Below are 25,811 nucleotides of genomic sequence, written 5' to 3' on the forward strand. Positions count from 1 at the left end.
GCAGGAGATCGGCGCCGGCAGGCGTCAATCGATAGGCCTTTCGAACTTTGCCCACCCCACGCCGCGCGGTCGAACTGACAAGGCCTGACGCCTCCAGTCGGCCAAGACGGTCGGCCAGGACATTGGTCGCGATCTTCTCGGGCGCGGCGAGGAGGTCGCTGTAGCTGATCGCGCCCGCCATTAGCGTGCGGATCACCACGAGGGTCCATCGGTCTCCCAACAGGTCGAGCGACGAGGCGATCGGGCAACGTGATCGGAACTGCGCATCCATGAACTAACGCTAACTTGCGCTCTGCAATTTAGCAAAGCATCCTGCGCGCCAAGCGTCGCTGAGCCGCACCAAGTGGAAGAGCGCACGCACCCCGGGGATCGGAAATGCTGCGCATTGTCTTCCGCATGGCGGCCGCACTCGCCGTCCTGATTTGCGTCGTCCTTCTGGCGATGGTGGCGCGGATGGTCTGGACGCCTTCGACGCCGGCCTTCCGCGGCCCGGACGGCAAACCACTCCCGCAGAGCGTGGCGACGATGGAGCGGATAAGCGTCAACGGCGTCCCACAGTCCGTGACGATCCGCGGGCGCGACCGGCGCAACCCGATCCTGATCTGGATTCACGGCGGCCCCGGCTCCAGCGAGACCACGGCGCTGCGCCACTACGACGCCGGCCTGGAGGACCATTTCGTGGTCGTCTACTGGGACCAGCGCTACGCCGGCCAGAACTTCGATCCGGGCGCGCCGAAGCCGGCGACGCTAACCATACAGCAGTACGTGGACGACCTAGGCGTCGTGGTCGATACGGTGCTGACGCGCTTCAACGAACGCAAGGTGGTCTTGGTGGGGCATTCCTGGGGCACGGTCCCCGGCGTGCTCTACGCCCAGCAGCATCCCGAAAAGGTGGCGGCCTATGTGGGCGTCGGACAAGTAGCCGACGTGCCGAAGAGCGAGCAGCGCTCCTATGCTTGGGCCGTGACGGAGGCGCGCGCGCGCCGCGACAAGCGCGGCGAGGCCCGGCTCGCGGCCCTCGGACCGCCGCCACGGCCGGGCCAGCCCATCTTCACGCCCCGCGACCTGATGCTGACCTACGGCGGGTCGTTCCACAGACAGATGGGCTACAACGATCTGATCCTGGCCGGCTTGCGCCATTCGGAGGCGAATTGGCGCGACTTCCTGGCCTTCCAGGGCAGCGGGGCCTTCAGCAACCAACTCACCCAGGGTGAGTTCTCGCGCTTCGTCATCGACGACCAGCCACAGGTGTTTGCGACGCCGATCTTCCTCCTGTCAGGCCGCTACGATCGTCAGTCTGAGGCCAGTGTCGCGCACGACTTCTACGATCAGGTACGTGCGCCGCGGAAGGCTTTCGTCTGGTTCGAGCAGAGCGCCCACAATCCGCCCTTCGAGGAGCCGGCGGCCCTCCAGAACTGGATCGTGCAGAACGTGCGGCCGCTAGCGATGCCTGCGACGACCTGATGACAAGCGCCGACGGCCCTGCGCCACAAGCTGACATTGGCATCCGGTTTGCGATAGGACCTTGGCGCCCCAAATTTCCGGACATCTGCTTGCCCCACCGGATGATATCAGAAAATGTGGAGCAGCTCAGCGTGGAAGGTCTCGCGGAGCGTGGCGAGCATGTGCTCCTGGAACTCCCGATCCACCGACCGCCAGAGCGAATCCGAGAAGACCAGGTCGCAGTTCGCAAAGATGTCGCGCTGCCGAAGCGCTGACAACGCATCGATGCAATGCCGCGACGCCGATGGCCAGATCGCCTGGCGGATCACATCGCCGCCCTCCGCCGGCGGGGCGCGGGCTCCGGCGACCACGACACCGCCGGCCGCCCGCAAGGAGTCCCAGTCCATGCGCAGGGCCAGGCCCTCCGCGCAGGTGACGAGGACGGGCAGCTCGGCCTGCAGGTCGATCCGCTCCTGCATTCGCATAGGCTCGACGAGATATTCAGGTTGCTCGAAGATTATCCCATGGACCATGCGCGCGCGCTCAACCACCGAGCGGCACCAGGTCTTCGCAAGGTCCAGATATTCGGTGTTGGGTTTGACGCTCTCGCCAGCCAAGGACAGGGAGAAGGCGATGGACACGCCCTGGAGCTCGTCGGAGATCGCCTGGAAGTCCATGAGCGTCTTCCGTAACGCCGCGTCCCATGTCGCGCCCCCATAAGCGGCGTCCCAACGCGCGAAGATATCGACAACGCTGAAGGCGTTGATCTCGTCGACCGGTATTTTGGAAAGGCCGCGCTCAGCCAGGAACATGAGCCGGCGGGTGGGCGCCGGGCGCCCGAAATCCCCGCCGGTGACGTCGCCAAGCAGGCTCCAGGCGACCATGGCGCGCAACAGCCTTTGGGGAATGATCTTCCCATAGAACCGCTCGATGCCGTCGAGCATCAACAGTAGAGCGATGTTGTGTTGAGAAACGGGGGCTCCCAGGACCTGAAACAGATAACGGTGGGCCCGGTCCGCTCCCATCGTCTCGCCGATCATCGATAGCTGCGCCAAGACCGCGCTGGCTTCGAAAACGGCGGCCGCTGTGATCCGCTGCGTTCCACGCAATACGGTCGAGGTTTCGACCAGATGCTCAAGGCGGTCGTAGGCGAAAAGGCACTCGACGCGCAGCGGGGTCGTGAAGCGCGGCGGAGCCGCTCGGCCACGAAGGGCTTCGGGCACGCCCCGCTGGTTGAAGGTCAGCGGTTCGATATTGACGTCCGGCAGGCCCATGGCGCGCCGCTCGGCGTTCCAGGCGCGCAGCTGCCGCGTTCGCGCGTCGGCGGAGAATCTGCACCACTTGGCGTAGGGTGCCGGGATGTGCCGCAGCCGATCGCTCGCAAAGACGGCGTATTGAAACAGGCCGCCAAAGACATCGCCGACTATGCTCGACAGACGCATCCGGCAGCGCAGGACTTCGCCGCCCCACGGCGAATACAAGTAGTCGAGGGCGTGCTGCCCCTCGTGCATTCTGAGGGTCAAGGCCGATAGAAAGTTCGCCCAGTCCTGGTCGCTTGAGAGAGATGCGAGATCGAACGGGGTTTCCCCCGCCAGGACCTCCCAAGGACATAGGGCTGGCCAGCAGTCCGCCTGCCTGTGGATCTTCAGCTCGACGCCGAAGAAACGCTGATCGAAGCCGCCAAGGTCACGCGGCAGGCGAACCTCGGTGTCAGGGCCGCCGCTGGACATCCGACCGGCCATCGAGCTCGGTGGTCAGGAGGTCGATTGCCGCGTCGATGTCGGCGTCCGTGGCGCCGGACGGGAAATGATACTGCCGCCGGACACGGTTCGTCTTGATCTCGATTGTCTGCCCTCGACGAGCCTTGAACGCATCCTTCAGGATGTCCCCCACCGGCCGGAACACCGCCGAGTACACAGCGAGGGTCACGGCGAACAGGGTGACCGGATCGAAGCCCTGGACGTTCGGATCCAGCGTTTCCACCTGCGAGGTGACCGCCACATCCGCCGCGTCCCGCGCCTGAATGGACGCCACGATGTCGCTCGCGAACTCGTCAGTGCAGACGACCTGAAGCCGCAAGGGCGTCGGCTTGGATTTCCGCCACAGATTCATCTAGCGTCCTCTTCGCAAAGCGGCACCTACACTTGGCGCGACCCAGGTGCGGGACGCAAGCCTCCGCACCGACCTCCCTTCCGTCCCCGGCACCATGGCCGGGAGTCCTGAAGGCCTCCGTTGCAGTTGGTGCCCCCTGGCACCGCGGTGCAAGTGACCACATTGCCGCTCAGCAGCACACGGTCCGGGTCGTGGTAGCAGGCTTGGTCAGGCCGGACTGCGCCAGATGCGGACACCGGGAGCCGTACCTAGATCGGACTTTCCATGGGTGTGACTCGTCAGATTCCCAAGCGAAGTAGCTCCTTGAGTAGCCCTTGCACCAAGAAGGGCAGCAGGCCGCAGATCCTTTCCTTTGGACCTTTGCGAGGGGCCCGCGCCGGCGTGCGCGGGGGTGGCGGCATGGCTTTGGAGCTTGGGGGTTCGGGGGCGGCGGCGGATGCGGCGTCCGATGTGTCGGGGCGACGGCGGAGGCCGGGGTGGACGCCTCACCTGCGGCGGCGCTGGACCGGCGGGCGCGGAACGCGCTTTGCACCGCCGTCGTGGCTCGGGAGGTGTGCCGGCGGGTGGCGGAGGGGCAGACGCTGAAGGAGGTCTGCGCCGACCCGCACCTGCCGTCGCTGCGCACGGTGGTGCGCTGGCGGGAGGACCATCCGGAATTCGCCGAGGACCTGCGCCAGGCGCGCGAGGGGCTGGCCGAGCGGCTGAGCGACCTGGGGTGGAAGATGGCCATGGAGGCGACGCCGGAGACCGCCTACCTGACCCGCGTGCGGCTGGGCCAGCTGCGCTGGACGGCGGCGGTGATGGGGCCGCGCACGCACGGGCGGTTGAAGCCCGCCGAGGCGCCGCAGCCGCCGGAGGTGCAGACCTATTGCTTCCGCCACTTCAAGATCGAGGAGAACACGGTGACCGGCCAGCACCGGGTGGTGGGCTACACCCCCGATCCCGACCATGCTGCCGGTGCGCACCAGCGAGGGGCCGTGGAAGGACCCGATCGACCCCGTGGCCAAGGCCGCGGGCGTGCAGCTGCGGTTCGAGGAGATCCGCCGTTCGCAGGCCGGGCCGCGACCGGACGATCCGGAGGGGTGGTGCTGAGGGGCTAAGGGCCGGGTGGCTTCGGCGCCGCGGGCCGCGACCCCCTCCGTCTCGCGGCTGGGCCGCGAGCCACCTTCCCCTCAATCGGGCTTCGCCCTCGGGGAGGATCTATTCGGGGTCGATTGTCGGCGGGCGTGGGGGTGGTACGTCCTAGGGTGCGCCAGCCAGGACGCGGGAGAGGACCCATGACGCCGACCATCACCGCCTTCGCCAGCTCACCCGACCGCGGCCGGGGGCTGGCGCGGGACATGCGGGTCCGCTGGGCGCTGGAGGAGGTGGGCCAGCCGTACGAGGTCCGCCTGGTGTCGTTCGCGCAGATGAAGGAGCCCGCGCACCTCGCGCGGCACCCCTTCGGGCAGATCCCGACCTATGAGGACGGCGGCCTGGCGCTCTTCGAGTCCGGGGCGATCGTGTTCCATATCGCCGAGCGGCGCCCGGGCCTGCTGCCCGCCGACGCCGACGCCCGGGCGCGGGCGGTCGCCTGGATGTTCGCCGCGCTCAACACCGTCGAGCCGCCGATCTTCGAGCGGGCGATGGCCCTGATCCTGGAGCGCGACAAGCCCTGGTTCGAGGCGCGCCAGCCGATGCTCGACGCCAGCGTCCGCAGGCGGCTGGACGAGCTGGCCGCCCGCCTCGGCGGCGCCGATTGGCTGGACGGCGCCTTCAGCGCCGGCGACCTCCTGATGGTCAATGTGCTGATGCGGCTGGGCGGATCGGGCCTGGTGGAGGAGCACCCGAACCTCGCCGCCTATGTCGCCCGCGGCCAGGCGCGCCCCGCCTACCAGCGGGCGTTCGCAGCCCAGCTGGCGGTGTTCACGGCCCAGCAGCCGGCGGGCTAGCGCCCGGCGCCGGCCGCTGGACGCCGGCAGGGCGGCGTTCGTCGCAATCCAGGCGATGGCGCGGGGCGGGGCGGACAAGGTGCCGTGCGCCTCATGCGCCCACTGGAGGATTCGATGCGTCCCAGGCTTATCCTGTCCGTCCTCGCCGCGCTGACCGCGCTCTCCGCCCCGGCCGCGGCCCTGGCCGCCGCGCCGCCGCCGGAGCCGCGGACCGAAGCCGCCGTCCTGGCGGCCAGCGACGACTGGCTGGCGGCCGAACGTCGCGGCGACGTCGCGGCGCTCGATCGCCGGCTGATGCCGCAGTATCAGGACATCGAGCCGAACGGCCGCGTCCATCCCCGCGCCGCCCTGATCGCCCACGCCGCCAACCTGAAGGACCCCTCGACGGTCCCGGCCAAGCAGCTGGCCGCCGAGTTCCGCAAGGCGCACCCGGAGGTCGAGAAGGTCGTCATGACCGGCGACACCGCCCTCATCAGCTACCGCGCCCCGGAAACCGAGGAACAGGTCAGCTCGGTCGACATCTTCGTCTACGACCAGGGCCGCTGGCGCGCGCTGGTCTCGACCCACAACAGCCATGGGTGAAGGCGGCGGGCGGGGCGCGGACATGACAAGGCCGCCGGCCTTGCGGCCGGCGGCCCGTCGATGTCAGTCCGCTAAGCTCAGGCGGCGAGGACGCCCTGGCGGCGGCGCAGGACGGCGCCCGCGCCGGCGAAGCCCAGGATCATCAGGGCCCAGTCCGCCGGTTCCGGCACGCCCGCGGCGGTCTCGAAGTTGTAGGTCGTGCCGTCGGCGGTGATGTCGTCCACGTGGGCCAGGTAGCCCGCGCCGGCGCCGCTGCCGACGCCGACGTAGAAGCCGCCGACGACGTCGCTGGCGAGGCTGGGGTCGATGGTCAGCCAGTCGGCCAGCGTATGGGCGTCGTTCGGGTCGCCCTCGCTGTTCAGGTAGAACAGCGCGTTGGAGTCGGTGACGTTCAGCGTGCCGATGGCGCCTTCCGCGGCGTAGCCGCCCGTCTGATAGGCGGCCTCATAGACCAGCTCGTCCCGCGTATTGCCGTTCCAGATCGTCAGCCCCAGCAGCGGGGAATATTTGGCGTCGAGCGCGCTGACCGAGGTGGGATCGATCTGGTAGCTGAAGGACAGGTCGGTGAACTGGCTGAGCGCGCCCAGGTTGTTGGTGGCGCCGGGCGCGGTCGGGTTGCCGTAGAGGCCGGCCGAACCGCCGAACACCACGCGGCTGCGGTCGCCGGTCAGGGCCAGGGAGCCGTTACCGTCGATCGGGGTGTTCGTGATGGCGGCCGTGCCGCCGCCGGTGTTTTCGCCGGCCGGGCTGCTCCAGCCCTGCGAGCCGTCGAGGGCGGTGACCACCACGGTCCCGGCCTGGGCGGCGGTCGCGCCAAGCACAGCGAGAGACGTCGTGGCGATCAAAGCCACGAGAAGACGATTTTGCATTGTGTTTTCCAGCCCCGTACTCGTTCTACTTGAGATCCATGCTCTGAGAGACATGGATCCCTTTGCCCCAGCGGCGAGTGTCACCTTGTTGCGGAACAATCCGCCCGCGCTGTCTTCGCCAGCGCAGATCGCCCCGAAGCTCAGCATTTACGAGGTAAACGACATGCGAGTGACACGGGCTATAAAAAATTAATAATGGATTCAACCTGGAGGGGATTGCGGCTTCAGGTGGGCGTCGTACCAGGCGAGGATCCGGCCAAACATGTCGATGTTGTTGACGCCCAGGCGCGGGGAATGGCCCTCGCCGGGATAGGTGACCAGCTCGGCTTCGACCCCCAGGCGCTTGAGCGCGCGGTAGAGGCCCTTGGACTGGCCGACGGGGTTGTTCACATCGTCCTCGCCGTCGAGGATCAAGGTCGGCGTCCGGGCGGCCTTGATGTAGGTCGCCGGCGCGTTGCGGGCGTAGACCTCCGGCTGGTCCCAGGGCGTGCCGAACCACCACTCGTCGCCGCCCCTGCCGTCGCCCTCGGTCTCGAACTCCGCCTGCTGGTCGTAGACCGGCGCCCCGGCGACGGCGGCCTTGAAGCGGCGGGTCTGGGTGATCGCCCAGGCGGCCATCTCGCCGCCGTAGGACCAGCCGCCGATCCCCAGGCGCTCGGGATCGACCTCGCCCTGCGCGATCACCGCGTCCAGCACCGCCGTCAGGTCCTTGTAGTCGCCGCCGCCCCAGTCGGCCCGGTTGGCCGCCATGAAGGCCTCGCTGTAGCCGTTGGAGCCGCGCGGGTTGACCATCAGAACCGCGTAGCCGTGTGTGGCCAGCATCTGCGCCCAGGCCGCCTCCCAGCCGTAGCCCGCCGTGAAGTTGGAGGACGGGCCGCCGTGGACCAGCAGTACCAGCGGGGCCTTCGCGGCGCGCGACGCGCCGGCGGGCTTCACCAGGGCGGCCTCGATCGGGGTCCCGTCGAAGCTGCTGGTCCAGAAGATCGCCGTGGGCGCCAGGCGCACGCCGTCCCAGCCGGCCTGCAGGTGGGTGAGCTGGAGGACGTCGCCGCCGGCGGTCCGTACGAAGATGTCGGGCAGGTGGCCGAAGTCCTCGCCCACGAAGGCGATGTCGCCGTTAGGCGCGACGTCGAAGCTGTTCACCGAGCGCGCCAGGTCGATCTTCTGTGGCGCGGCGCCTTCGCGCAGCCGCACGAGGCGATTGTAGAAGCCGTCGGCGACGCGGGCGTAGAGACCGTCCGCGTCGCGCCAGCGCGCCTGCAGGACCGCCAGGTTCGGCGCCGGCCACAGCGCCTTGAACGGCCCGCCCTGCGCGGCGGGGGCGACGATCAGGTCCCGCGCCTCCGGCCCCTTGGCGAGGGTGGAGCGGACGGCCAGCCGCGTGGCGTCCGGCGACAGGGTGAGGCTGTCGAAAGGCTGCGGCGGCTGGTTGAGGAGGGTGGCGGCGCCGTCGGCCGTGGCGAGGCTGTAGAGGGCGTCGGTTTCGGCCTCCACCCGCGGCGTCGCGGTGGCGACCAGCAGCAGATGGCCGCCGTCGCGCCATTGCAGGTCGTCGATCCGCCAGCCGGCGGGGCCGAGGCTGCGGGTCGTCCGGGTCGCGAGGTCGAGGATCCACAGGCGCGGCAACTGGCGCGGATCGTCCGCGACTTGCGGTCCGTCGGCGGCCGGGGTGTCGTCGGCCTTGGCGAGGTAGGCGATCTGGCGGCCGTCCGGGGACCAGCGGAAGCGGTCGACCCCGGCCTTGCGCGCCGTGAGCGCAGTCGCCGTCCCGCCCGCCGCCGGGACCGCATAGACCTGCGAGCGGCCGCCGCGGTTGGAGAGGAAGCCCAGCTCGGCGCCATCCGGCGACCACTGCGGCCCACGCTCGGACTTGCCGTCCGGCGTCAGCGCCTGGTCCGCGCCAGTGGCGACGTCGACCACATGCAGCTGCGAGCGGTAGTCCCAGCGGTAGCTCAGGGCCACATAGGTGAGCTTCGTCCCATCGGGGGAAAAGTGGATGTCGCCGGCGCGGACGGAGGACAGGGCCTGGGCGGGCGTCAGGGACTCCTGCGCGAACGCCAAGCTCGACGCCGCCCACGCCAGCGCCACGGCCGGCAGATATCGCAGAACAGCTTTCAGGCCAGGCAACGGCGGACTCCCTCTCGCGCGGCGATCCTACCGCGACGCCGCGCCGCCGCCTTCCACGGGCCTAGCGGCTTTGCGTCGGATTAGCGCCGCCGCATAGTCGTGGGCGCAATGGAGGACCACGGATGGTGCTGGCTCAGGCTCGGCCGCAGGTGCGGACCTACCGCGCGGGCGGCTCCATGGATCGCCACGAGCATGGCGAGGCGTCCCTGAGCCTGGTGGTCCACGGCGGCTTCCTCGAACACATCGGCCGCCAGACGCGCGACTACACGCGCGGTCACGTGGCCTTCTTCCCGGCGGGGACGCCGCACGCCCAGACCTTCGGATCGCTGGGGGCCCGGCAGGTGACGATCCGGCCGGAGGCGGACTGGGTCGACTACCTCGCCGACTGCAAGGCGCCGCTGAGCGAGGCGCCGCACGCCAACAGCGCGGTGTTCCGCCGCCTGGGCGACCGCCTGCTGCAGGAGCTCGCCCACGCCGACGACTTCAGCGGCGTGGCCTGCCACGGGCTGATGCTGGAGGTAGTGGCCGCGCTGGGGCGGGCCAACCGCCCGGCCACGGCTGCGCCCGGACGCCCGCCGGCCTGGCTGCGCGCCGCCTGGGCGCACATCCACGAGAACGCCCTTCGCCCGATCACGCTCGCCGAGATCGCCCAGGCGGCCGGCCGCCACGAGATCCATCTCGCCCGGGAGTTCGGCCGGCACTACGGCATGACCGTCGGCGCCTGCCTGCGGCGCCTGCGCACGGAGCACGCCGCGCGCCGCCTCGAAAGCTCCAGCGCCGGCCTGACCGACATCGCCCTGGAAAGCGGCTTCAGCAGCCACGCCCACCTCTGCCGCGAGTTCAAGGCCCAGCTCGGCGTGACTCCGTCGCAGTACCGCGGCGCCCGGCGCCGCGTCGGCCCCTGCTGAGCCGCCTATGGGAACCCAGGACCCCGCCCTGCTGCGACGGCTGTTGCGGGCCAAGGACCGGATGGACGCGGCCTCACACGAGGCCTGGCCGGTGCGGCGGCTGGCGCGGGTCAGCGGCGTCTCGGATGCGCACTTCGCCCGCTCGTTCGCCCAGGCCTTCGGCGTGCCGCCGCACCGCTACCTGCTGACCCGGCGGATCGAGCGGGCCACGGCCCTGCTGCGGGAGACCGACCTGCCGATCATCGAGATCGCCTTCCAGACCGGCTGGAACAGCCTGGGCACCTTCGGCCGCACCTTCCGGGACGTGACCGGCGAGAGTCCGAGCGAGCGCCGCGCCCGCGAGCGGGCCGTCCCGCCCGCGCCGGCCCAGGCGCCGCCCTGCTTCCTGCGCGCCGCCCACCGCCCCGACCTCAGGTTCGCAGTTTCGGAGAAGCGGCGGCGCGAGGCCGGCGATATAGACGGGGCCGAACAAACGGAGGTCCCATGAGCCAGGGTGTCAGCGTCGTCGGTCTGTACGTCCGCGACCAGGATGAAGCGTTGGAGTTCTATGTCGGCAAGCTGGGCTTCCGGGTCCACACCGACGCCAAGAACGGCGACTACCGCTGGCTGACGGTGCAGCATCCGGACCAGCCGTCCTTCCAGCTGGGCCTCTTCAGGCCGCAGGCGCCGACGGTGGACGAGGGCGCCGCCCAGGCCTTGGCCGAGCTTGTGGCCAAGGGCGCCATGCCGCCCCTGGTGCTGGTGGTCGACGACTGCCGCGCCGCCCACGCCCGGATGAGCGCCGAGGGCGTGGAGTTCACCCAGGAGCCCACCGACCGCTACGGCGCCGTCGACGCCAGCTTCCGCGACCCCTCCGGCAACGGCTGGAAGCTGGTCGAGAGACGCTAGGCCGCGGCGAAGGCGACCGCGCGACGGCGGCGCAGCATGACGCCCGCGCCGCCGAAGCCCGCGATCATTAGCGCCCAGCTCGCCGGCTCCGGCACGAAGGTGGCGTCGAAGTTTCCGTTGCCGACGCTGTCGAACTTGCCGAACGACTGGCCGGCCTTGTAGCCGATCGTCGTCCCGTCTGTGGCGCCCAGGGCGAAGCTGAAGAAGTCGTCGGTGGTAGGGCCGAAGAAGCTCGACGTGAAGGTCACCGTCGTCGGATCGCTCGCCGGCGTATTGGTGGTGTCGCCGTCCTGAGCCAGGAAGTTTCCGCCGGTCTTGCCGCCGACAATCCAAGCGTTGTGGAAGGTGACCGTCAGGAGGTTGGTGCAGCCGTTGCAGATGGCGTTCAGCGCGGCGAGGTCCGCGGCGCTGGTGGTGGCGTCGTTCAGCTTGAAGGAGAAGCTTCCGTCGACGTAGGCCTGTGTCTCGTTGACGCCGGTCCCAGTGGCCGCGTGGCCGGTCTCGGTGGCGCTCAGCAGGAACTCGGCGCCGATGCCGCTCAGGAGCAGGTCCGGCGTGTTGAAATTGAAGGTGGTGAGGATGTTCGTGGCCGTGGTCGAGCCCTTGGGGCCGCTGATCAGCTTGCCGCCCGTCGTCCCGCTCTGCAGCCAGACAAGGTTGGTTCCCCGCACCGCCGAGGAGTCGCTTCCCACGGTGTCGGCGGCGGCCGATGAGGCCACGGCGACCAGGGACAGCGCGGCGATGCCGGCGGCGGTGAAATTCAAGACCCTACTCATCTGACGTCCTACTCCCGTAAGCGCGGCGATCGCGCTGTCCGCAGCCAAAGCCACAAGCTGCGATATCATCGTTATGAAATAGCGAGCCTCTTGAAAACAGGTTTCCCCTCAAAGGTGAATATTTATCTTATCGCCTGTGTTGCTGTCTGTTGAGAGCTTGAGCGTATGAATTAAAAGAACATGCTCAGTGAATAAAAGAATGTTTCAATGTATAAAATTTCTATAAATTTGACATTTTGGCTGATGTTCCTCGATGCGCCCGAATCTGGCGTCCATTGAGCTTGAATCGTGCCCGCGAAGATTTCACTGATCGTGTTCAGTGAGCGGGCCGGCGCCAGGGGCCGGGTTACGCAAACCGTGTTCGTTTTCATTGGCCTGGCGCGAAGGCCGCGCTAGGCTGCGGACCTTCGCCATGGGGCCCCGTGGGACGGGACACTGGTCAGGTGTGAGGCGATCATGAGGGGGACCGAGCGGTTCGACGCCACGGCGGCGACCGGCGCTGCGCGCCTGGGTCGAGGACTGGCCGTCGCCCTGACGCTGGGCTCGGTCCTGGTCCTGGCCGGCGTCGGGCCGGCGCGGGCCTATCAGCTCACCGACTTCCTGAAGAAGGTCGTGCCCGGCCAGACGCCCGCCCAGACCACCACGACACCCACGACACTGACGACCGGCGCGGGCGCGGCCAAGCCCGCGGCGACCGCGCCCGGCGCGCCGGGGGCGATGGCCATGCAGCAGGGCCCCGCCGACCTGCCGCCGCTGCACAAGCTGGGCACCGACGCGGTGGCGGTGGTCGAGGCCGCCACGCCGAAGGCGTCGGTGCGCGAGATGGACTACGTGTTCGCCAAGCAGAACTTCACGGTCGGACCCAAGGGTTCGGTGACGCTCAGCTACCTCTCCGGCTGCCTGACGGAGGTCATCCAGGGCGGCACGGTCACCGTCGCGGCCACCGGGAGCCATGTGGTCGGCGGCAAGCTGCTGCCGCGCCCGACCCCCGGCTGCAAGGCGCCGCACCCGATCATCCTGGCCAGCGCCTCGGAGGCCGGGGCGACGGTCAACCGGATCACCCCCTTCACCGGCGTGGTCTGGGACGAGCGGGCGCTGAAGTCCGGGCCGCCGGTGTTCAAGTGGGACAAGGCCCTGGGCGCCGTCACCCTGCGGGTGAAGGACCTGGAGAAGTCCGGCGATCCGGTGATCTGGCAGGCCGCCACCGACCGCGACTGGATCGCCTACCCCGTCAAGGGCGTCCCGCCGCTGGCGCCGGGCGAGCCCTTCAAGGCCGAGGCGGTGGCGGGCGACAAGGTGGTGGCGAGCGCGATCTTCTCGATCTCACCCGACCTGGATGAGGCGGACAACCTGGCCAACCGCGTTGTCCCTCTTTCCGCGCCCTAGGCCGGCCGAGGGCGGCGGGAGCGGGCGCTCCGCCCATCGCCGGCGGCGGCGGCGCGTCCTGGTGGGCCTGGCGCTGGGCCTGGTCGCCGGCGCCCTGGCGCTGACGCCCCTGGCCCGCGGCCTGGATCGCCAGGGGATCGACGTCCTGCTGCCCCTGCGTCATGCGGTGTTCGGCCCGCTGTTCCCGCCGGCCCGCTCCGATGTGGCCATCGTCGCCATCGACGAGCAGACCTACGCCACCGAGCCCTTCGCCAACACGCCCAAGGTCGCCTGGACGCCCTACCTGGGCTACATCCTCGACGCCATCGACAAGGCCGGCGCCAAGGCCATCGGCTTCGACATGGTGTTCCCGACCACCCTCGACCGGCCCGAGCTGCTGCTGGGCTACGACCGGCCGTTCCTGATCGCGCTGCGCAACGCCGCCGACCGCGGCCATGTGGTGATGGGCGAGTTCAAGCTGTCGGGCCAGACGACGACGCCCTACGCCGGCCAGGTGATGGCGGTGCGCGGCCAGGACAACCTGCGGCTGCTCAACTACAAGCTCGACGACGACGACGTGGTGCGCAGCTACTGGCGCGGCTTCCGCACCACGGAGGGCGGCGAGATGCTGTCCTTCGGGGCGGAGCTGGCCAGGCGCGCGGGGACGCCGCCGCCGGCCCGCGACTTCCTGATCAACTTCAACACCGGCGCCGGCGATATCCCCGTCTACAGCATGGCCGACATGTTCGCCTGCGTGCAGGCGGGGAACGCCGACTACTTCCGCCGCGCCTTCGCCGGCAAGGTGGTGCTGTTCGGCGAGGTGCTGGACATCGAGGACCGCTTCCGCAGCTCCAAGCGCCTGGCCTGGGACGAACGGGCCAACGCCCGCGCCGCCCCCGCGCCCTGCCGCATCGCCCCCGATCCCGGACGCTTCGCCGCCACGGTGGACCGCCGCTCCATGCCGGGCGTGATGATCCACGCCGCGGCGATCAACACGCTGACCAAGCACCTGGCGCTGCGCGAGACCCCGCCGGCGGCGGCCTTCGCGGCGGTGGGGCTGTCGACCCTGTTGCTGGCGATCGCCTTCCTCTTCCTGCCGCCGGTCACCGGGGCGGTCGTCGGCGCGGCGGCGCTGGCGGCGGAGCTGGCGGCCTCGGTCCTGGCGCTGCAGGAGCTGACGGTTGCGCCCACCGCCAGCCTGCTGATCGCCGCCGTCGGGTCCTACACCCTGATCTACGCCTACCGCTTCGTGGTCGAGGACCGCGAGAAGCGCTGGGTGCAGCACGCCTTCCGCCATTACCTGGCGCCGGCCCTGGTCGACCGGATGATGGAGGACCCCGACGCGCTGAGGCTGGGCGGCGACAAGCGCTGGGTGACGGTGATGTTCACCGACATCGCGGGCTTCACCACCATCAGCGAGAGCCTGCGCGAGACGCCCGAGCGGCTGATCGAGCTGATGAACCGCTACCTGACCCTGATGTCCGGGGTGGTGAACGATCACGACGGCTACGTCGACAAGTTCATCGGCGATGCGGTGATGGCGGTCTGGGGCGCCCCGGTGGAAGTGGCCGACGCCGAGCGCAAGGCGGTGGAGACGGCGCTGGACTGCCAGGCGGCGCTGGCGGCGTTCAACCGCGAGGTGGTGGGCGAGTATCTGCCGTCCGGCCGGCTCGGCACCCGCATTGGCATCGCCACGGGTTTTGCAGTGGCCGGCAACATGGGTTCGGCCCAGCGGCTGAACTACACGGTGACCGGCGACATGGTGAACCTGTCGGCGCGGCTGGAGGGCGCCAACAAGGAGTACGGCACCGCCATCATGATCAGCGAGCTCACCGCCGAAAAGCTGGGCGGCGGCTTCGTCCTGCGCCGGCTGGACCGGCTGGTGGTCAAGGGCAAGACCCTGCCGATCGCCGTCTTCGAGGTGGTGGGCCGCGCGGGCGCCGTCGCCGACGAGGTGCTGGCGCGGCTGGCGGCGTTCGAGCAGGCGCTGGCGCTGCACGATGCGCGGGATTTCGCCGCAGCGCGGGCGATCTTCGAAAGCTTGGCCTCCACGGATCCGCCGTCTCGGGTGTATGCTCAACGCTGCGCGGCCTACCAGGCCGAGCCGCCGCCGGCCGACTGGCAGGGCGAGTTCGTGCTGAAGACCAAGTGAGGGGCTGCAGACCAGATCGGGGGCCGGCCATCGGGCGGGCCGGGGGAGGGTGAGATGGGCGAGACTTCGGACATCGGCCGCCGCGGCTTGCTGGGCGGCGTGGCGGCCCTGGCCGCGACCCCGGCGCTGGCGCAGATCCCCAACATCCCCGGGCTCTCCGCCCTGCAGAACCTCCCCGGGGCGAACGCCGCCAGCAGCCCCGTCATGAGCCGCTTCGTCGATCTGGCGGGCCAGGCCGCCAGCGTCATCGCCAGCATGAAGCTGACCGAGGCCGACGAGATCGCCATGGGCGACCACTACTACGAGCCGTTCATCGACCAGTCCGGCGGCCGCTACAATTCCCGCCGGGCCCAGGAGGCGCTGCACAGCTTCGCCGAGCCGGTGATCGCCACCAGCAAGCGCAGCGGCCTGAAGTGGGACATCGTCCTGATCGACAACGAGACGGTCAACGCCTGGGCCCTGCCAGGCGGCAAGATCGGCGTCCACAAGGGCCTGATCCGCTATTGCAAGACCCCCGAGGAGCTGGCCGCGGTGATCTCCCACGAGCACGGCCACGCCGAGCTCAGCCACGGCATCGCCCAGATCAAGAACAAGAAGTTCGTCCAGGGCATGGGCGGCATCGCCAAGCAGCAGATCGTCGAGAAGGTCGCCCGCACCAAGGCCGGCGGCGTCGGCGCCTTCTTCACCGGCGAGGTGCTGACCGCCTTCGAGGGGCCGGTCTACGAGATGGTCACCAGCGGCTATTCGCAGGATCTGGAGTACGCCGCCGACGGCCACATCGTCGGCGTCTTCCACAACCTGGGCTACGACACCGGCCACGCCACCGACTTCTACGACACCATGCTCAAGCTGGTGCCGCCCAACACCAAGGCCACCACCTCGCTCTACGCCACCCACCCCGGCACCAAGGACCGCATCAAGCGCCTGCAGAAGGCCATCGCCGCGGACAAGACCCCGATGGCCGCGCCCGGCGCCCATCCGGGCTGGGTGGAGCTGAAGCAGTCCTTCCCCACCCGGACGGTGTTCCGGCTCACCTAATTCGCTCTCGCCGGCGCACCGGAGCGGCTAAGCTCGGACGGAACGAACCGCCTGCGCCGGACGCTCCGAACCCATGAAGTCGCTGCCCAACATCCTGACCTCCATGCGCCTGGTGCTGGCGCTGTTCATGTTCGTGGCCCTGGCCGCGGCGGCCGGCGCGGTGCCGGGCCTGTCCGATCATCTCTCGCCGGCGATCCAGTTCGCCCTCGAGCGCTGGGCGGTCTACGCCTTCGTCATCGCCGCGGTGACCGACTTTTTCGACGGCTGGCTGGCGCGCAAGATGGACGCGGTCAGCGTCTGGGGCGCGATCCTCGATCCCATCGGCGACAAGGTGCTGGTCTGCGGCGCGGTGCTGGGGCTGATGTCGCTGGGGCCGCAGCCCATGGTGCTGCTGCCCGCCGGCCTGATCCTGTTCCGCGAGTTCACGGTCAGCGCGCTGCGCGAAGTGGGCGCCGGCAAGGGGATCAAGCTGCCGGTGACCCTGCTCGCCAAGTGGAAGACCACCCTGCAGCTCACGGCGCTGGCGCTGGAGCTGGTGGTGGCCGCCTGGGGCGCCTTCGGCCTGCCGGACGACCCGTCGATCCGCAACCCGGCCACCTACGTCGCCCACGGCCTCTTCTGGCTGGCCGCCATCGTCACCCTGATCACCGGCGCCCAGTACTGGGAACAGACCCGCAAGGCCCTGCAGGAATAGATGGGGCCCGAACGTACCGCGGCCTGAGGATTTCACGAGAGCAACTTTAAGGCGCAGCCCCGCGTTGGGAGATCACTGATCTTGGGTTTTCCAGGTCGGTGGAGGATTCTTCCTATGAAATCTATCTCAACGACGGCGGCCATTGGCGCGCTGATCGCGGCCGGGGCGATCGCCCTGGGCGCCGGCAGCGCCTCGGCGCGGGTCGTCTGCAACGCGCAGGGCGACTGTTGGCATACCGACGTCCGTGCGACCTACGGCCAGCGCTTCGAGACCCATCCTGACGACTGGTATTTCCATCAGACTTGGAACCAGGATTCGAAGCGCCATTGGCGGGACTATCATGACGGCCTCGGCTACTACGCCAACGGCGTCTGGATGCCCCGCTAAATCGGACGGCGCCGTCACAGTTGACGCATCAGCAGAGGGCGGTCTTCGGGCCGCCTTTTTGCGTCGCGGGTCTGGTTCGGGCCGAGGCTCCGGGATCGGCTTGACCCGCTCGGGACCGTCATATACTTAAGTCATAACTTAAGTGATTGGACCCTCGATGTCGCTCACCCTCTACTATCATCCGCTGTCGTCGTTCTGCTGGAAGGCGCTGATCGCGCTCTATGAGGGCGACGTCGCGTTCACGCCGCGGTCGGTGAACCTGGGCGATCCGGCCGACCGGGCGGCGTTCCAGGCGGTGTGGCCGTTGGCCAAGTTTCCGGTGCTGGTCGACGACGCGGCTGGCCAGATGATCCCGGAATCCTCGCTGGTGGTGGAGTATCTGGCGCGGACGCAGGCCGCGGCGGCCAGCCTGCTGCCGGCCGATCCGGAGCGGTCGATGGCCATCCGCCTCGCCGACCGGCTGATCGACAGCTACATCCACCTGCCGTTCCAGGGCATCGTGAACGAGCGGATGCGGCCCGACGACAAGCACGATCCCTATGGCGCCGGACAGGCCCGCGCCGCCGTCCGCCAGGGCTATGACCTGATCGCGCCCAGGGTGGCTGGCCCCTGGATGATGGGCGAGGCCTTCACCCTGGCCGACTGCGCGGCCCTGCCGGCGCTCTACTACGCCGACTATGCGGTGAGCCTGGACGCCTGGCCGCCGCTCCGCGCCTACCTTGAGCGGCTGAAGGCGCGGCCCAGCGTGGCGCGCGTGCTGACCGAGGCTGAGCCCTGGTTCCAGTACTTCCCGCTGAAGGACGGCTGATGAACCTCGACGCCACCTTCCAGGCCCTGGCCGATCCCACGCGACGCGACATGGTCGAACGGCTGGCCCGGGCGCCGGCGACGGTCAGCGAGCTCGCCCAGCCCTACGCCATGTCCCTGCCGGCCGTCGTCCAGCACCTGGCGGTGCTGGAGGCCAGCGGCCTGGTGCGCTCGGAGAAGCAGGGCCGGGTGCGCACCTGCCGCGTGGAACCCGCCGCCCTCAGCCTGGCCGAGCAATGGTTCAACCAGCGCCGGGCGGAGTGGGACGCGCGTCTCGACCGCCTGGGCGAACACCTGAAACGCTTCCCCGACGGAGAACCGAAATGACCGCCGACCCGACGACGACCGAACACAGCGTGGCGCACGGCGTCTTCGCCATCGAGCGCACCTATCCGAACGTGACGCCGCAGCGGGTCTATGAGGCCTTCGCCACCGAGGCCGGCAAGGACGCCTGGTTCTCCGGCCCCAACGAGGCCTGGGACATCGTCGAGCGGGTGTTCGACTTCCGCATCGGCGGCCGTGAGACGCTGAAGGGCCGCTGGAAGAGCGGCATGGTCACCGAGTTCGACGCCACCTTCTTCGACATCGTGCCCGGCGCGCGCATCGTCTACGCCTACGAGATGCGTCTGGACGGGCGGAAGATCTCGGTCTCGCTCGCCACCTTCGAGTTCAAAGCTGTTGGCGCGGGCGCCAAGCTGACCATGACCGAGCAGGGCGCCTTCCTCGACGGCTATGACGACAACGGCAGCCGCGAGCGCGGCAGCCGCGATCTGGTCGACAAGCTCAGCGCCTGGCTGGAGGGCTAGGCGAGCGCCGCGTAGGCCGCCGCCCAGAAGGCCTTGTGCAAGGCCGGCGGGTCGGGGCTGTCGAACAGGCGCGGCGTCAGGATGATGGTCGTCAGGCCCTCGGCGGGGTCCAGGTACCAGGACGTCCCGAAGCCGCCGCTCCAGCCGAAGGCGCCGGGCCGCAGCCCGTCCTTCGACGGCCAGGCCAGCACCGACATCCCATAGCCCCAGCCGTGCCCCTGGCCGAGGATGGCCTCGGCCCCCGGCGCCGCAGCCAGGGCTTGTGGCAGGTGGTTCGTGGTCATGGCGGCCACGGACGCCTCGGACAGCAGGCGCTTGCCGCCGTGCTCGCCGCCCGCCAGCAGCATCCGCGAGAAGGCCAGGAGGTCGTCCACGGTCGAGGTGAGGCCCGAGTCGCCCTCCGGGAACCGCGGGCGGCGGGCGTAGCGGCTCTGGGCGCCGGCGGCGTCGAACGGGACCAGCTTGCGGTCTTCCGGCCGATAGCTGACGCCCAATCGCGGCTGCTTCTGGGGGGTCACGAAAAAGCCGGTGTCCGCCATGCCGAGCGGCTCAGTGATCCGTTCACGGACGAAATCGTCGAAAGCCATGCCCGATGCGCGCTCGACGAGGGCGGCCTGGAGGTCAGAGCCGGTGGTGTAAAGCCAGGCCTCGCCCGGCTGGCGCATCAGGGGCAAGGTTCCCAACCGCTTCAGCCATTCGTCCACTCCGAAGGGCTGTAGCGGGTCGGGCATGCCGAAGCCGGTGATCTCCAGCTCGGCGACAGCCTTAATGATCGGCGCGTCGGGATCGAACTGGATGCCCCAGCCCAGGCGGTAGGTGAGCGTGTCCTCCACCGTGATCGGCCGCCGCGCCGGGACGGTGTCATCCAGCGGGCCGTCGATCCGCCTCAGCACCCGCCGGTCCGCCAGTTCAGGCGCGAGGCGGTCCACTGGCTCGTCCAGCCGCAGCTTGCCCTCCTCGGCCAGCATCATCACCGCCGTGGCGGTCACCAGCTTGGTCATCGAGGCGATGCGGAAGATGCTGTCGCGGCGCATCGGCTCCTCGCCGTCCAGGCCGGTATGGCCAACGGTGAAGACCTCGGTCTGGCCGCCACGGTCGACGAGGGCCGCGAGCCCTGGCGTGAAGCCGCTGTCGACGCCCTGGCGCAACGCCGCGCCGATACCGCTCAGGCCTTCCGCCGTGAACCCCTTGCCGCCCATCTCCGCGCTCCTCGGTCTGGTGTTTCGCCGCCCTAGGACGCACAGCCTGGGCGCGATCCGACAGCCGGCCTCAGCACTCCGCCAGGTTCACCGCCAGGCCGCCGAGCGAGGTTTCCTTGTAGATGGCCGACATATCCTCGCCGGTGCGCTTCATGGTGGCGATCACCTTGTCGAGACTGACCGAATGCTGGCCGTCGCCCAGCAGGGCCAGGCGGCTGGCGTCGATGGCTTTCACCGCACCCATGGCGTTGCGTTCGATGCAGGGGATCTGCACCAGGCCGCCGATTGGGTCGCAGGTGAGGCCGAGGTTGTGCTCCATGGCGATCTCGGCGGCGTTCTCCACCTGGGCGTTGCTGGCGCCCAGCGCGGCGGTCAGGCCGGCGGCGGCCATGGAGCAGGCCACGCCCACCTCGCCCTGGCAGCCCACCTCCGCGCCGCTGATCGAGGCGTTCTTCTTGTAGAGCGCGCCGATGGCCGCGGCGGTGAGCAGGAAGGTGCGCCGGCCCTGCGGCGTGCCCTGGTGGAAGCGGTCGTAGTAGCGCAGCACCGCCGGCAGGAGGCCCGCCGCGCCGTTAGTGGGGGCGGTGACCACGCGGCCGCCGGCGGCGTTCTCCTCGTTCACCGCCAGCGCCCAGAGGTTCACCCAGTCCAGCGCCGCCAGCGGGTCGGCGATGCGCTTGTCGGCGTCGCACATCAGGCTCTGGTGCACCTGGTGGGCGCGGCGCTGCACCTTCAGCCCGCCCGGCAGGATGCCCGGCGTGCGCATGCCGCGCTCGATGCAGGCGTACATGGCGGCGGCCACCTCATCGAGGCCGGCGTCGATCTCGGCGTCGCTGCGCCGGGCGCGTTCGTTGGCGCGCATCAGCTCGGCGATGGTCAGGCCTGCGTCGGCGGCCAGTTGCAGGAGCTCCTCGCCGCTGTCGAACGGATAGGGGACCTCGACGATGGCGGCGTCCTCCGGCGGGGTGTTCAGCCCCATCTCGCCCTCGTCGCGCACGAAGCCGCCGCCGATGGAGAAGTAGGTGCGCTCCGCCAGCACTTGGCCGTCCCCGTCGAAGGCGGTGAACTTCAAGGCGTTGGGATGCTGTGGCAGGCGCGTGCGGCCCTCCCAGAGCAGGTCCGTCGCCTCATCGAAGCCGATCTCGCGCCGCCCGGCGAGATTGAGCCGGCCGCTCTCGCGCACCGCGGCCACCACCTTGTCGGCATTGTCCGGATCCAGCGATCGCGGCTCGAACCCCGCCAGGCCCAGGATCACCGCCCGGTCGGTGGCGTGGCCGCGCCCGGTGAGCGCCAGGGAGGCGTAGAGGGTGATCTGCACCCGCGCGGTGTGCTCGACAGCCTGGCCCAATCGCCCCAGGAACCGCGCCGCGGCGGTCATTGGGCCCATGGTGTGCGAGCTGGATGGGCCGATCCCCAGCTTGAAGAGGTCGAAGGCGCTGACATTCATGGCCGCTGATGTAGAGGGTTCCGGCGCCTATAAACAGGGCGCCTGGCGCGGCTTCGCTCAGCTCATCGCCGGCGCGGGGCCCGGCGGGTCGGGCGGCAGGGGGATGAACTCCTGGTCGTCGGCGTCGGGCAGCTTCATGCGGCCGGCGCGCCAGTCGGCCTTGGCCTGCTCCAGCCGCTCCTTGGTCGAGGCGACGAAATTCCATTCGATGAGGCGCGGGCCCACCGGCTCGCCGCCCAGCAGCATGACGATGGCGCCGGTCACCGCGGTGACGGTGACGGTCTCGCCGGGCGCGAAGACCGCCATCTGGCCCTCGTGCAGCTGGCGGCCGTCGATCTCGACGATGCCCTGGGCCACATAGGCCGCGCGTTCGGGATATTCCGCCGGCAGGGCGGCGGTGGCCCCGACCTCCAGCGCCCAGTGGACGTAGAACATCGGCGAGTGGGTCTTGACCTTGGCCTCGGCGCCGAAGGCCTTGCCGGCGATCAGCCGCGCCCACATCCCGCCGCCCTCATAGGTCGGCAGGTCGTCGGGGCCGTGGTGGGCGAAGGCCGGGTCGGTCTCCTCGGCCTCGTCGGGCAGGGCGACCCAGGCCTGGATGCCGTTCATGGTCCCGCCATGGGCGCGCAGGTCCTCGAAGCGCTCGGAGTGGGTGATGCCCTTGCCGGCGGTCATCCAGTTGACCTCGCCTGGCCGGATCACCTCGGTCGAGCCCACGCTGTCGCGGTGGGTCATCGAGCCTTCGAACAGGTAGGAGACGGTGGAGAGGCCGATGTGCGGGTGCGGGCGCACGTCCACCGAACGTGGAAAGCCCGCCTGGAAGGTCGCCGGGCCCATGTGGTCGAGGAAGATGAATGGGCCCACCATCCGGCGCGCATGGAACGGCAGCACGCGCCCCACCTCGAACCCGCCCAGGTCGCGGCGGCGTTGGTCGATGACGAGCTCGATCATGGGAGGGCTCCGGTTCGAGGAGCCCTATCCTTGCGCGCTCACATAGGGGCTGATCAAGCCGAGCGGGGCCGAGGTGGTGTTCTTCACCGAGCGGATGACGATGCGGCTCTCGATGTTGGAGACCAGGCCCAGCGACAGGATGCGCTCACGCAGGAAATCGTCGAAGGCGTGCATGTCGCGGGTGACCACGCGCAGCTCGTAGTCGGCCGAGCCGGTGACCGTGGCGCACTGCACCACCTCCGGCAGCTTGGTGATGGCGGTCTCGAAGGCGTCGAGGTTGTCGCGGGTCGGCAGGCTGAGCTTGACGGTGCAATAGACCTCGAAGCCGAGGCCCAGTTTCTCGCGGTCGAGGATGGTCACCCGGCGTTGGATGACCCCGGCGTCCTCCAGCCGTTTGATGCGCCGCCAGCAGGGGCTGGACGACAATCCGACCCGTTCGGCGATCTCGGCCACCGACAATCCGGCGTCATGCTGGATGAGGTCGAGTATCTTGGCATCGACGGCGTCCAGGACCTCAGACAAGTTTTCCCTCCCCTTAAGCGGCTTGCGGGCGTCGTTCTTGCCCCGGAACCGACAGGCGGGGGCACGCTTTTGGCAAGCAATTGCTGCGATCTTATATGATCTTCCAAAGGACGCGCGAGGGGCAGAAGGAAGAAAATTGCGATGCGGCACGCTGAAGTGACGCTCGACGACAAGTTTCTGCTCACGGAAGGCCGGGTTTTCATCACCGGCGTCCAGGCGCTGTTACGTGTCTTGATCGACCAGCACCGGCTGGACAAGGCCGCGGGGCTGAACACCGCGGGCTTCGTCTCCGGCTATCGCGGCTCGCCGCTGGGCGGCCTCGACCAGCAGGCGCACCGGGCGCAGAAATTTCTCGATCAGGCCGGGGTCGTCTTCAAGGAAGGCGTCAACGAGGACCTGGCCGCCACCGCCGTCTGGGGCAGCCAGCAGGCCAACCTGTTCGCCGACAGCGCCAAGTACGATGGCGTGTTCGGCATGTGGTACGGCAAGGCGCCGGGCGTCGACCGCACCGGCGACGCCTTCAAGCATGCCAACTTCGCCGGCACCTTCCCGAAGGGCGGGGTGCTGGCGGTGGCCGGCGACGACCACAACTGCAAGTCCTCGACGCTGCCCTCGCAGTCGGAGTTCGCCTTCCAGGACTTCGAGATGCCGGTGCTGTCGCCGGCCGATGTGCAGGAGGTGCTGGACTACGGCCTCCTGGGCTACGCCATGTCGCGGTTCTCCGGCCTCTGGGTCGGGCTGATCGCGCTGGCCGACACCATGGACAGTGGCGTCACCATCGACATCGGCATCGACCGGCACAGGTTCGTGCTGCCGGACAACTACCGCCTGCCGGCCGGCGGCCTGGGCATCCGGCTGAAGGACCAGCCGCTGGACAAGGAGCGCCGGCTCCGCACGCAAAAGATCCCAGCCGCGCTCGCCTTCGCCCGCGCCAACAAGATCGACCGGGTGATGCTGGGCTCGTCCCGTCCGCGGCTCGGGATCGTCTGCCAGGGCCAGGCCTACAAGGATGTGATTGAAGCCTTCGCGGCCATGGGCATCTCCGCCGCCGAGGCCGCCGACCTGGGCGTCGCCATCTACAAGGTCGGCATGCCCTGGCCGCTGGAGCCGCAGGGCGTCCGCGCCTTCGCCGCCGGCCTCGAGACCCTGATGGTCATCGAGCACAAGCGCCCGCTGATCGAGACCCAGGCCCGCGCCGCCCTCTACGACCTGCCCGCCCACGCCCGGCCGAAGATCATCGGCAAGGTGGACGAACAGGGCCATCCGCTCTTGTCGGAGATCGGCTCGCTGTCCGTCGCCGAGGTGGCCCTGGCCATCGCCGACCGCCTGCCGCCCGGCCCGCACATGGAGCGGGTTCACGACTACCTGGCCCGCGTCTCGGCCGCCTCCATGGCCGCGGTGACGCTCAGCGCCGACCAGCAGCGCAAGCCGTTCTTCTGCTCCGGGTGCCCGCACAACTCGTCCACCCGGGTGCCGGAAGGCTCCCGCGCGCTGGCCGGCATCGGCTGCCACTACATGGCCAGCTTCAACGATCCCTCGACGGACCTGAACAGCCACATGGGCGGCGAGGGACTCTCCTGGGTGGGCGCCTCGCCCTTCACCAACGAGAGCCACGTCTTCGTCAACCTGGGCGACGGCACCTACAACCACTCGGGTTCGCTGGCGGTGCGCGCCGCCGTCGCGGCGGGCTCGTCGATGACCTACAAGCTCCTGTTCAACGACGCCGTCGCCATGACCGGCGGCCAGGCGGCGGAGAGCGGCTTCACGCCCGCCCAGATCACCCGTCAGCTGCACGCCGAGGGCGTGAAGACCACCGTCATCGTCGCCGCCGAGCCCGAGCGCTACCTGCACGCCACCGACCTCGCGCCCGGCGTCGAGGTCTTCCCGCGCTCGGAGCTGATGGAGGTCCAACAGCGGCTGCGCGACACGCCCGGCGTCACCGTCCTGCTCTACGACCAGGTCTGCGCCACCGAAAAGCGCCGCCGCCGCAAGCGCGGGCGCATGGAGGCCGCGCCGCGCCGGGTGATGATCAACCCGCTGGTCTGCGAGGGCTGCGGCGACTGCTCCAAGACCTCCAACTGCGTCTCGGTCGAGCCGCTGAACACCGAGTTCGGCCGCAAGCGGAAGATCAACCAGTCGTCCTGCAACCAGGACTACACCTGCCTGGAAGGCTTCTGCCCGTCTTTCATCACGCTGGAGGGCGCGGAGAACCCGCACCGCGAGGCCATGCCGGCGCTGACCGCGGACTCCACCCTGCTGCCGGCCTTCGAGCCCTTCGAGGGCGTCAAGAACATCGTCTTCACCGGGGTCGGCGGCACGGGCGTGACCACCGTCGCCTCGATCCTGGCCATGGCCGCCCACGTGGACGGCCGCGCCGCCAGCGTGGTCGACATGACGGGCCTGGCGCAAAAGGGTGGGGCGGTCTTCAGCCACGTGCGGATCGGCGAGACCGAGGAGACCGTGGTCGGCGGCCGGGTGCCGGCGGCCTCGACCCATGTGCTGATCGCCTGCGACCTCCTCTCCGCCGACGGGCCGGACGCGCTGGCGCTCTACGCCAAGGATCGCACGGTGGCCGTCGGCAACGCCGACTTCGCGCCCACCGCCGACTTCGTCACCGACCGCGACGTGCGCTTCGACGCCGAGGCGCAAGGCCGCCGGCTGACCGCGGCGGTGAAATCCTATGACGCCATGCCGGCGCAGAACCTGGCGGTGAATAACCTGGGCGACGCCATCTACGCCAACATGATCATGCTGGGCTTCGCCTGGCAGAAGGGCGTGGTGCCGGTCTCCAGCCGCGCGCTCTACCG

At 69.5% G+C, this 25,811-nt stretch carries 26 protein-coding genes; 16 read left to right on the plus strand and 10 right to left on the minus strand.

Translation table 11 applies throughout. The features are described from left to right. On the minus strand, window positions 1-271 hold a 271-nt coding region (locus E8A49_RS19725; protein WP_293385695.1), incomplete at its 3' end, for a helix-turn-helix domain-containing protein. A 104-nt stretch (window positions 272-375) separates the two neighbouring features. On the opposite strand from E8A49_RS19725, the gene E8A49_RS19730 reads away from it, so the two are divergent. After that, window positions 376-1,464 (plus strand): alpha/beta hydrolase, encoded by a 1,089-nt coding sequence (locus E8A49_RS19730; protein WP_293385697.1) that lies wholly within the window; start codon window positions 376-378, stop codon window positions 1,462-1,464. A 107-nt stretch (window positions 1,465-1,571) separates the two neighbouring features. Here E8A49_RS19730 and E8A49_RS19735 read toward each other — a convergent pair whose 3' ends face one another. Both E8A49_RS19735 and E8A49_RS19740 read right to left on the minus strand, forming a co-directional pair. Continuing rightward, the gene (locus E8A49_RS19735; protein WP_293385699.1) at window positions 1,572-3,173 is read right to left on the minus strand and encodes a hypothetical protein; all 1,602 of its coding nucleotides are present in this window, start codon (window positions 3,171-3,173) and stop codon (window positions 1,572-1,574) included. Further along, a complete protein-coding gene (locus tag E8A49_RS19740; protein ID WP_293385701.1) occupies window positions 3,154-3,555 on the minus strand; it encodes a hypothetical protein in 402 nt (133 codons plus the stop codon). Before E8A49_RS19740 ends, E8A49_RS19735 begins: the two co-directional genes overlap by 20 nt. 476 nt (window positions 3,556-4,031) lie before the next feature. Between E8A49_RS19740 and E8A49_RS19745 the strand changes: the two genes are divergently transcribed. The 3 genes from E8A49_RS19745 (at window position 4,032) to E8A49_RS19755 (ending at window position 6,068) form a co-directional block, all read left to right on the plus strand. After that, a complete protein-coding gene (locus tag E8A49_RS19745; protein WP_293385703.1) occupies window positions 4,032-4,655 on the plus strand; it encodes a hypothetical protein in 624 nt (207 codons plus the stop codon). A 177-nt stretch (window positions 4,656-4,832) separates the two neighbouring features. Then, window positions 4,833-5,486, plus strand: coding sequence for a glutathione S-transferase family protein (locus E8A49_RS19750; RefSeq protein ID WP_293385705.1), 654 nt, complete (start codon window positions 4,833-4,835; stop codon window positions 5,484-5,486). Between the two features lie 114 nt (window positions 5,487-5,600). Continuing rightward, complete coding sequence (locus E8A49_RS19755; RefSeq protein ID WP_293385707.1) at window positions 5,601-6,068, plus strand: nuclear transport factor 2 family protein; 468 nt, start codon at window positions 5,601-5,603, stop codon at window positions 6,066-6,068. A gap of 77 nt (window positions 6,069-6,145) precedes the next feature. Here the strand turns inward: E8A49_RS19755 and E8A49_RS19760 are convergent, their stop codons facing one another. Together E8A49_RS19760 and E8A49_RS19765 are read right to left on the minus strand one after the other, a co-directional pair. Next, window positions 6,146-6,937, minus strand: a complete 792-nt coding sequence (locus E8A49_RS19760) for a PEPxxWA-CTERM sorting domain-containing protein (protein ID WP_293385709.1) — start codon at window positions 6,935-6,937, stop codon at window positions 6,146-6,148. A 201-nt stretch (window positions 6,938-7,138) separates the two neighbouring features. Further along, window positions 7,139-9,064, minus strand: coding sequence for a S9 family peptidase (locus E8A49_RS19765; RefSeq protein WP_293385711.1), 1,926 nt, complete (start codon window positions 9,062-9,064; stop codon window positions 7,139-7,141). Window positions 9,065-9,186: 122 nt separating this feature from the next. Here E8A49_RS19765 and E8A49_RS19770 point away from each other — a divergent pair, with 122 nt between their 5' ends. Genes E8A49_RS19770 through E8A49_RS19780 form a run of 3 tightly spaced genes read left to right on the plus strand, consistent with a single transcriptional unit; the run spans window position 9,187 to window position 10,860 of the window. Beyond that, on the plus strand, window positions 9,187-9,972 hold the full coding sequence (locus E8A49_RS19770) for an AraC family transcriptional regulator (RefSeq protein ID WP_293385713.1): 786 nt from the start codon (window positions 9,187-9,189) through the stop codon (window positions 9,970-9,972). A 7-nt stretch (window positions 9,973-9,979) separates the two neighbouring features. Continuing rightward, the gene (locus E8A49_RS19775; protein WP_293385715.1) at window positions 9,980-10,459 is read left to right on the plus strand and encodes a helix-turn-helix transcriptional regulator; all 480 of its coding nucleotides are present in this window, start codon (window positions 9,980-9,982) and stop codon (window positions 10,457-10,459) included. Beyond that, window positions 10,456-10,860, plus strand: coding sequence for a VOC family protein (locus tag E8A49_RS19780; RefSeq protein ID WP_293385716.1), 405 nt, complete (start codon window positions 10,456-10,458; stop codon window positions 10,858-10,860). The genes E8A49_RS19775 and E8A49_RS19780 overlap by 4 nt, the downstream gene beginning before the upstream one ends. On the opposite strand, the gene E8A49_RS19785 is transcribed toward E8A49_RS19780, so the two are convergent. Further along, window positions 10,857-11,636, minus strand: a complete 780-nt coding sequence (locus tag E8A49_RS19785; RefSeq protein ID WP_293385718.1) for a PEPxxWA-CTERM sorting domain-containing protein — start codon at window positions 11,634-11,636, stop codon at window positions 10,857-10,859. The genes E8A49_RS19780 and E8A49_RS19785 overlap by 4 nt on opposite strands. A 456-nt stretch (window positions 11,637-12,092) precedes the next feature. Between E8A49_RS19785 and E8A49_RS19790 the strand changes: the two genes are divergently transcribed. The 8 genes from E8A49_RS19790 (at window position 12,093) to E8A49_RS19825 (ending at window position 18,885) form a co-directional block, all read left to right on the plus strand. After that, the gene (locus E8A49_RS19790) at window positions 12,093-13,022 is read left to right on the plus strand and encodes a hypothetical protein (RefSeq protein ID WP_293385720.1); all 930 of its coding nucleotides are present in this window, start codon (window positions 12,093-12,095) and stop codon (window positions 13,020-13,022) included. Window positions 13,023-13,083: 61 nt separating this feature from the next. Further along, window positions 13,084-15,153, plus strand: coding sequence for an adenylate/guanylate cyclase domain-containing protein (locus E8A49_RS19795; protein WP_293385723.1), 2,070 nt, complete (start codon window positions 13,084-13,086; stop codon window positions 15,151-15,153). Window positions 15,154-15,207: 54 nt separating this feature from the next. Next, window positions 15,208-16,191 carry a M48 family metallopeptidase gene (locus tag E8A49_RS19800; RefSeq protein ID WP_293385726.1) on the plus strand — a complete coding sequence of 328 codons (984 nt, stop codon included), beginning with the start codon at window positions 15,208-15,210 and terminating at the stop codon, window positions 16,189-16,191. A gap of 73 nt (window positions 16,192-16,264) precedes the next feature. Continuing rightward, the gene (pgsA, locus tag E8A49_RS19805) at window positions 16,265-16,885 is read left to right on the plus strand and encodes a CDP-diacylglycerol--glycerol-3-phosphate 3-phosphatidyltransferase (RefSeq protein WP_293385729.1); all 621 of its coding nucleotides are present in this window, start codon (window positions 16,265-16,267) and stop codon (window positions 16,883-16,885) included. A 114-nt stretch (window positions 16,886-16,999) separates the two neighbouring features. After that, window positions 17,000-17,272, plus strand: coding sequence for a hypothetical protein (locus tag E8A49_RS19810; RefSeq protein ID WP_293385732.1), 273 nt, complete (start codon window positions 17,000-17,002; stop codon window positions 17,270-17,272). 157 nt (window positions 17,273-17,429) lie between these two features. Beyond that, the gene (locus E8A49_RS19815) at window positions 17,430-18,080 is read left to right on the plus strand and encodes a glutathione S-transferase family protein (protein ID WP_293385735.1); all 651 of its coding nucleotides are present in this window, start codon (window positions 17,430-17,432) and stop codon (window positions 18,078-18,080) included. Then, window positions 18,080-18,406 carry a metalloregulator ArsR/SmtB family transcription factor gene (locus E8A49_RS19820; protein ID WP_293385737.1) on the plus strand — a complete coding sequence of 109 codons (327 nt, stop codon included), beginning with the start codon at window positions 18,080-18,082 and terminating at the stop codon, window positions 18,404-18,406. The genes E8A49_RS19815 and E8A49_RS19820 overlap by 1 nt, the downstream gene beginning before the upstream one ends. Further along, window positions 18,403-18,885: an SRPBCC family protein gene (locus E8A49_RS19825; RefSeq protein WP_293385739.1), complete on the plus strand. Its 483-nt coding sequence runs from the start codon at window positions 18,403-18,405 to the stop codon at window positions 18,883-18,885. Before E8A49_RS19820 ends, E8A49_RS19825 begins: the two co-directional genes overlap by 4 nt. Here E8A49_RS19825 and E8A49_RS19830 read toward each other — a convergent pair. From E8A49_RS19830 to E8A49_RS19845, 4 genes are all read right to left on the minus strand, one after another. Continuing rightward, complete coding sequence (locus E8A49_RS19830; RefSeq protein ID WP_293385741.1) at window positions 18,882-20,084, minus strand: serine hydrolase; 1,203 nt, start codon at window positions 20,082-20,084, stop codon at window positions 18,882-18,884. The genes E8A49_RS19825 and E8A49_RS19830 overlap by 4 nt on opposite strands. Before the next feature lie 70 nt (window positions 20,085-20,154). Beyond that, window positions 20,155-21,531 carry an L-serine ammonia-lyase gene (locus E8A49_RS19835; protein ID WP_293385743.1) on the minus strand — a complete coding sequence of 459 codons (1,377 nt, stop codon included), beginning with the start codon at window positions 21,529-21,531 and terminating at the stop codon, window positions 20,155-20,157. 57 nt (window positions 21,532-21,588) lie between these two features. Then, window positions 21,589-22,482 (minus strand): pirin family protein, encoded by an 894-nt coding sequence (locus E8A49_RS19840; RefSeq protein WP_293385745.1) that lies wholly within the window; start codon window positions 22,480-22,482, stop codon window positions 21,589-21,591. 24 nt (window positions 22,483-22,506) lie between these two features. Continuing rightward, the gene (locus E8A49_RS19845) at window positions 22,507-23,004 is read right to left on the minus strand and encodes an Lrp/AsnC family transcriptional regulator (RefSeq protein ID WP_293385747.1); all 498 of its coding nucleotides are present in this window, start codon (window positions 23,002-23,004) and stop codon (window positions 22,507-22,509) included. Window positions 23,005-23,145: 141 nt separating this feature from the next. On the opposite strand from E8A49_RS19845, the gene E8A49_RS19850 reads away from it, so the two are divergent. Further along, window positions 23,146-25,811: indolepyruvate ferredoxin oxidoreductase family protein (locus tag E8A49_RS19850; RefSeq protein WP_293385749.1), on the plus strand; the 2,666-nt coding region annotated here is incomplete at its 3' end.

This window comes from Phenylobacterium sp. (genome assembly GCF_004799515.1).
Classification (GTDB): domain Bacteria; phylum Pseudomonadota; class Alphaproteobacteria; order Caulobacterales; family Caulobacteraceae; genus Phenylobacterium.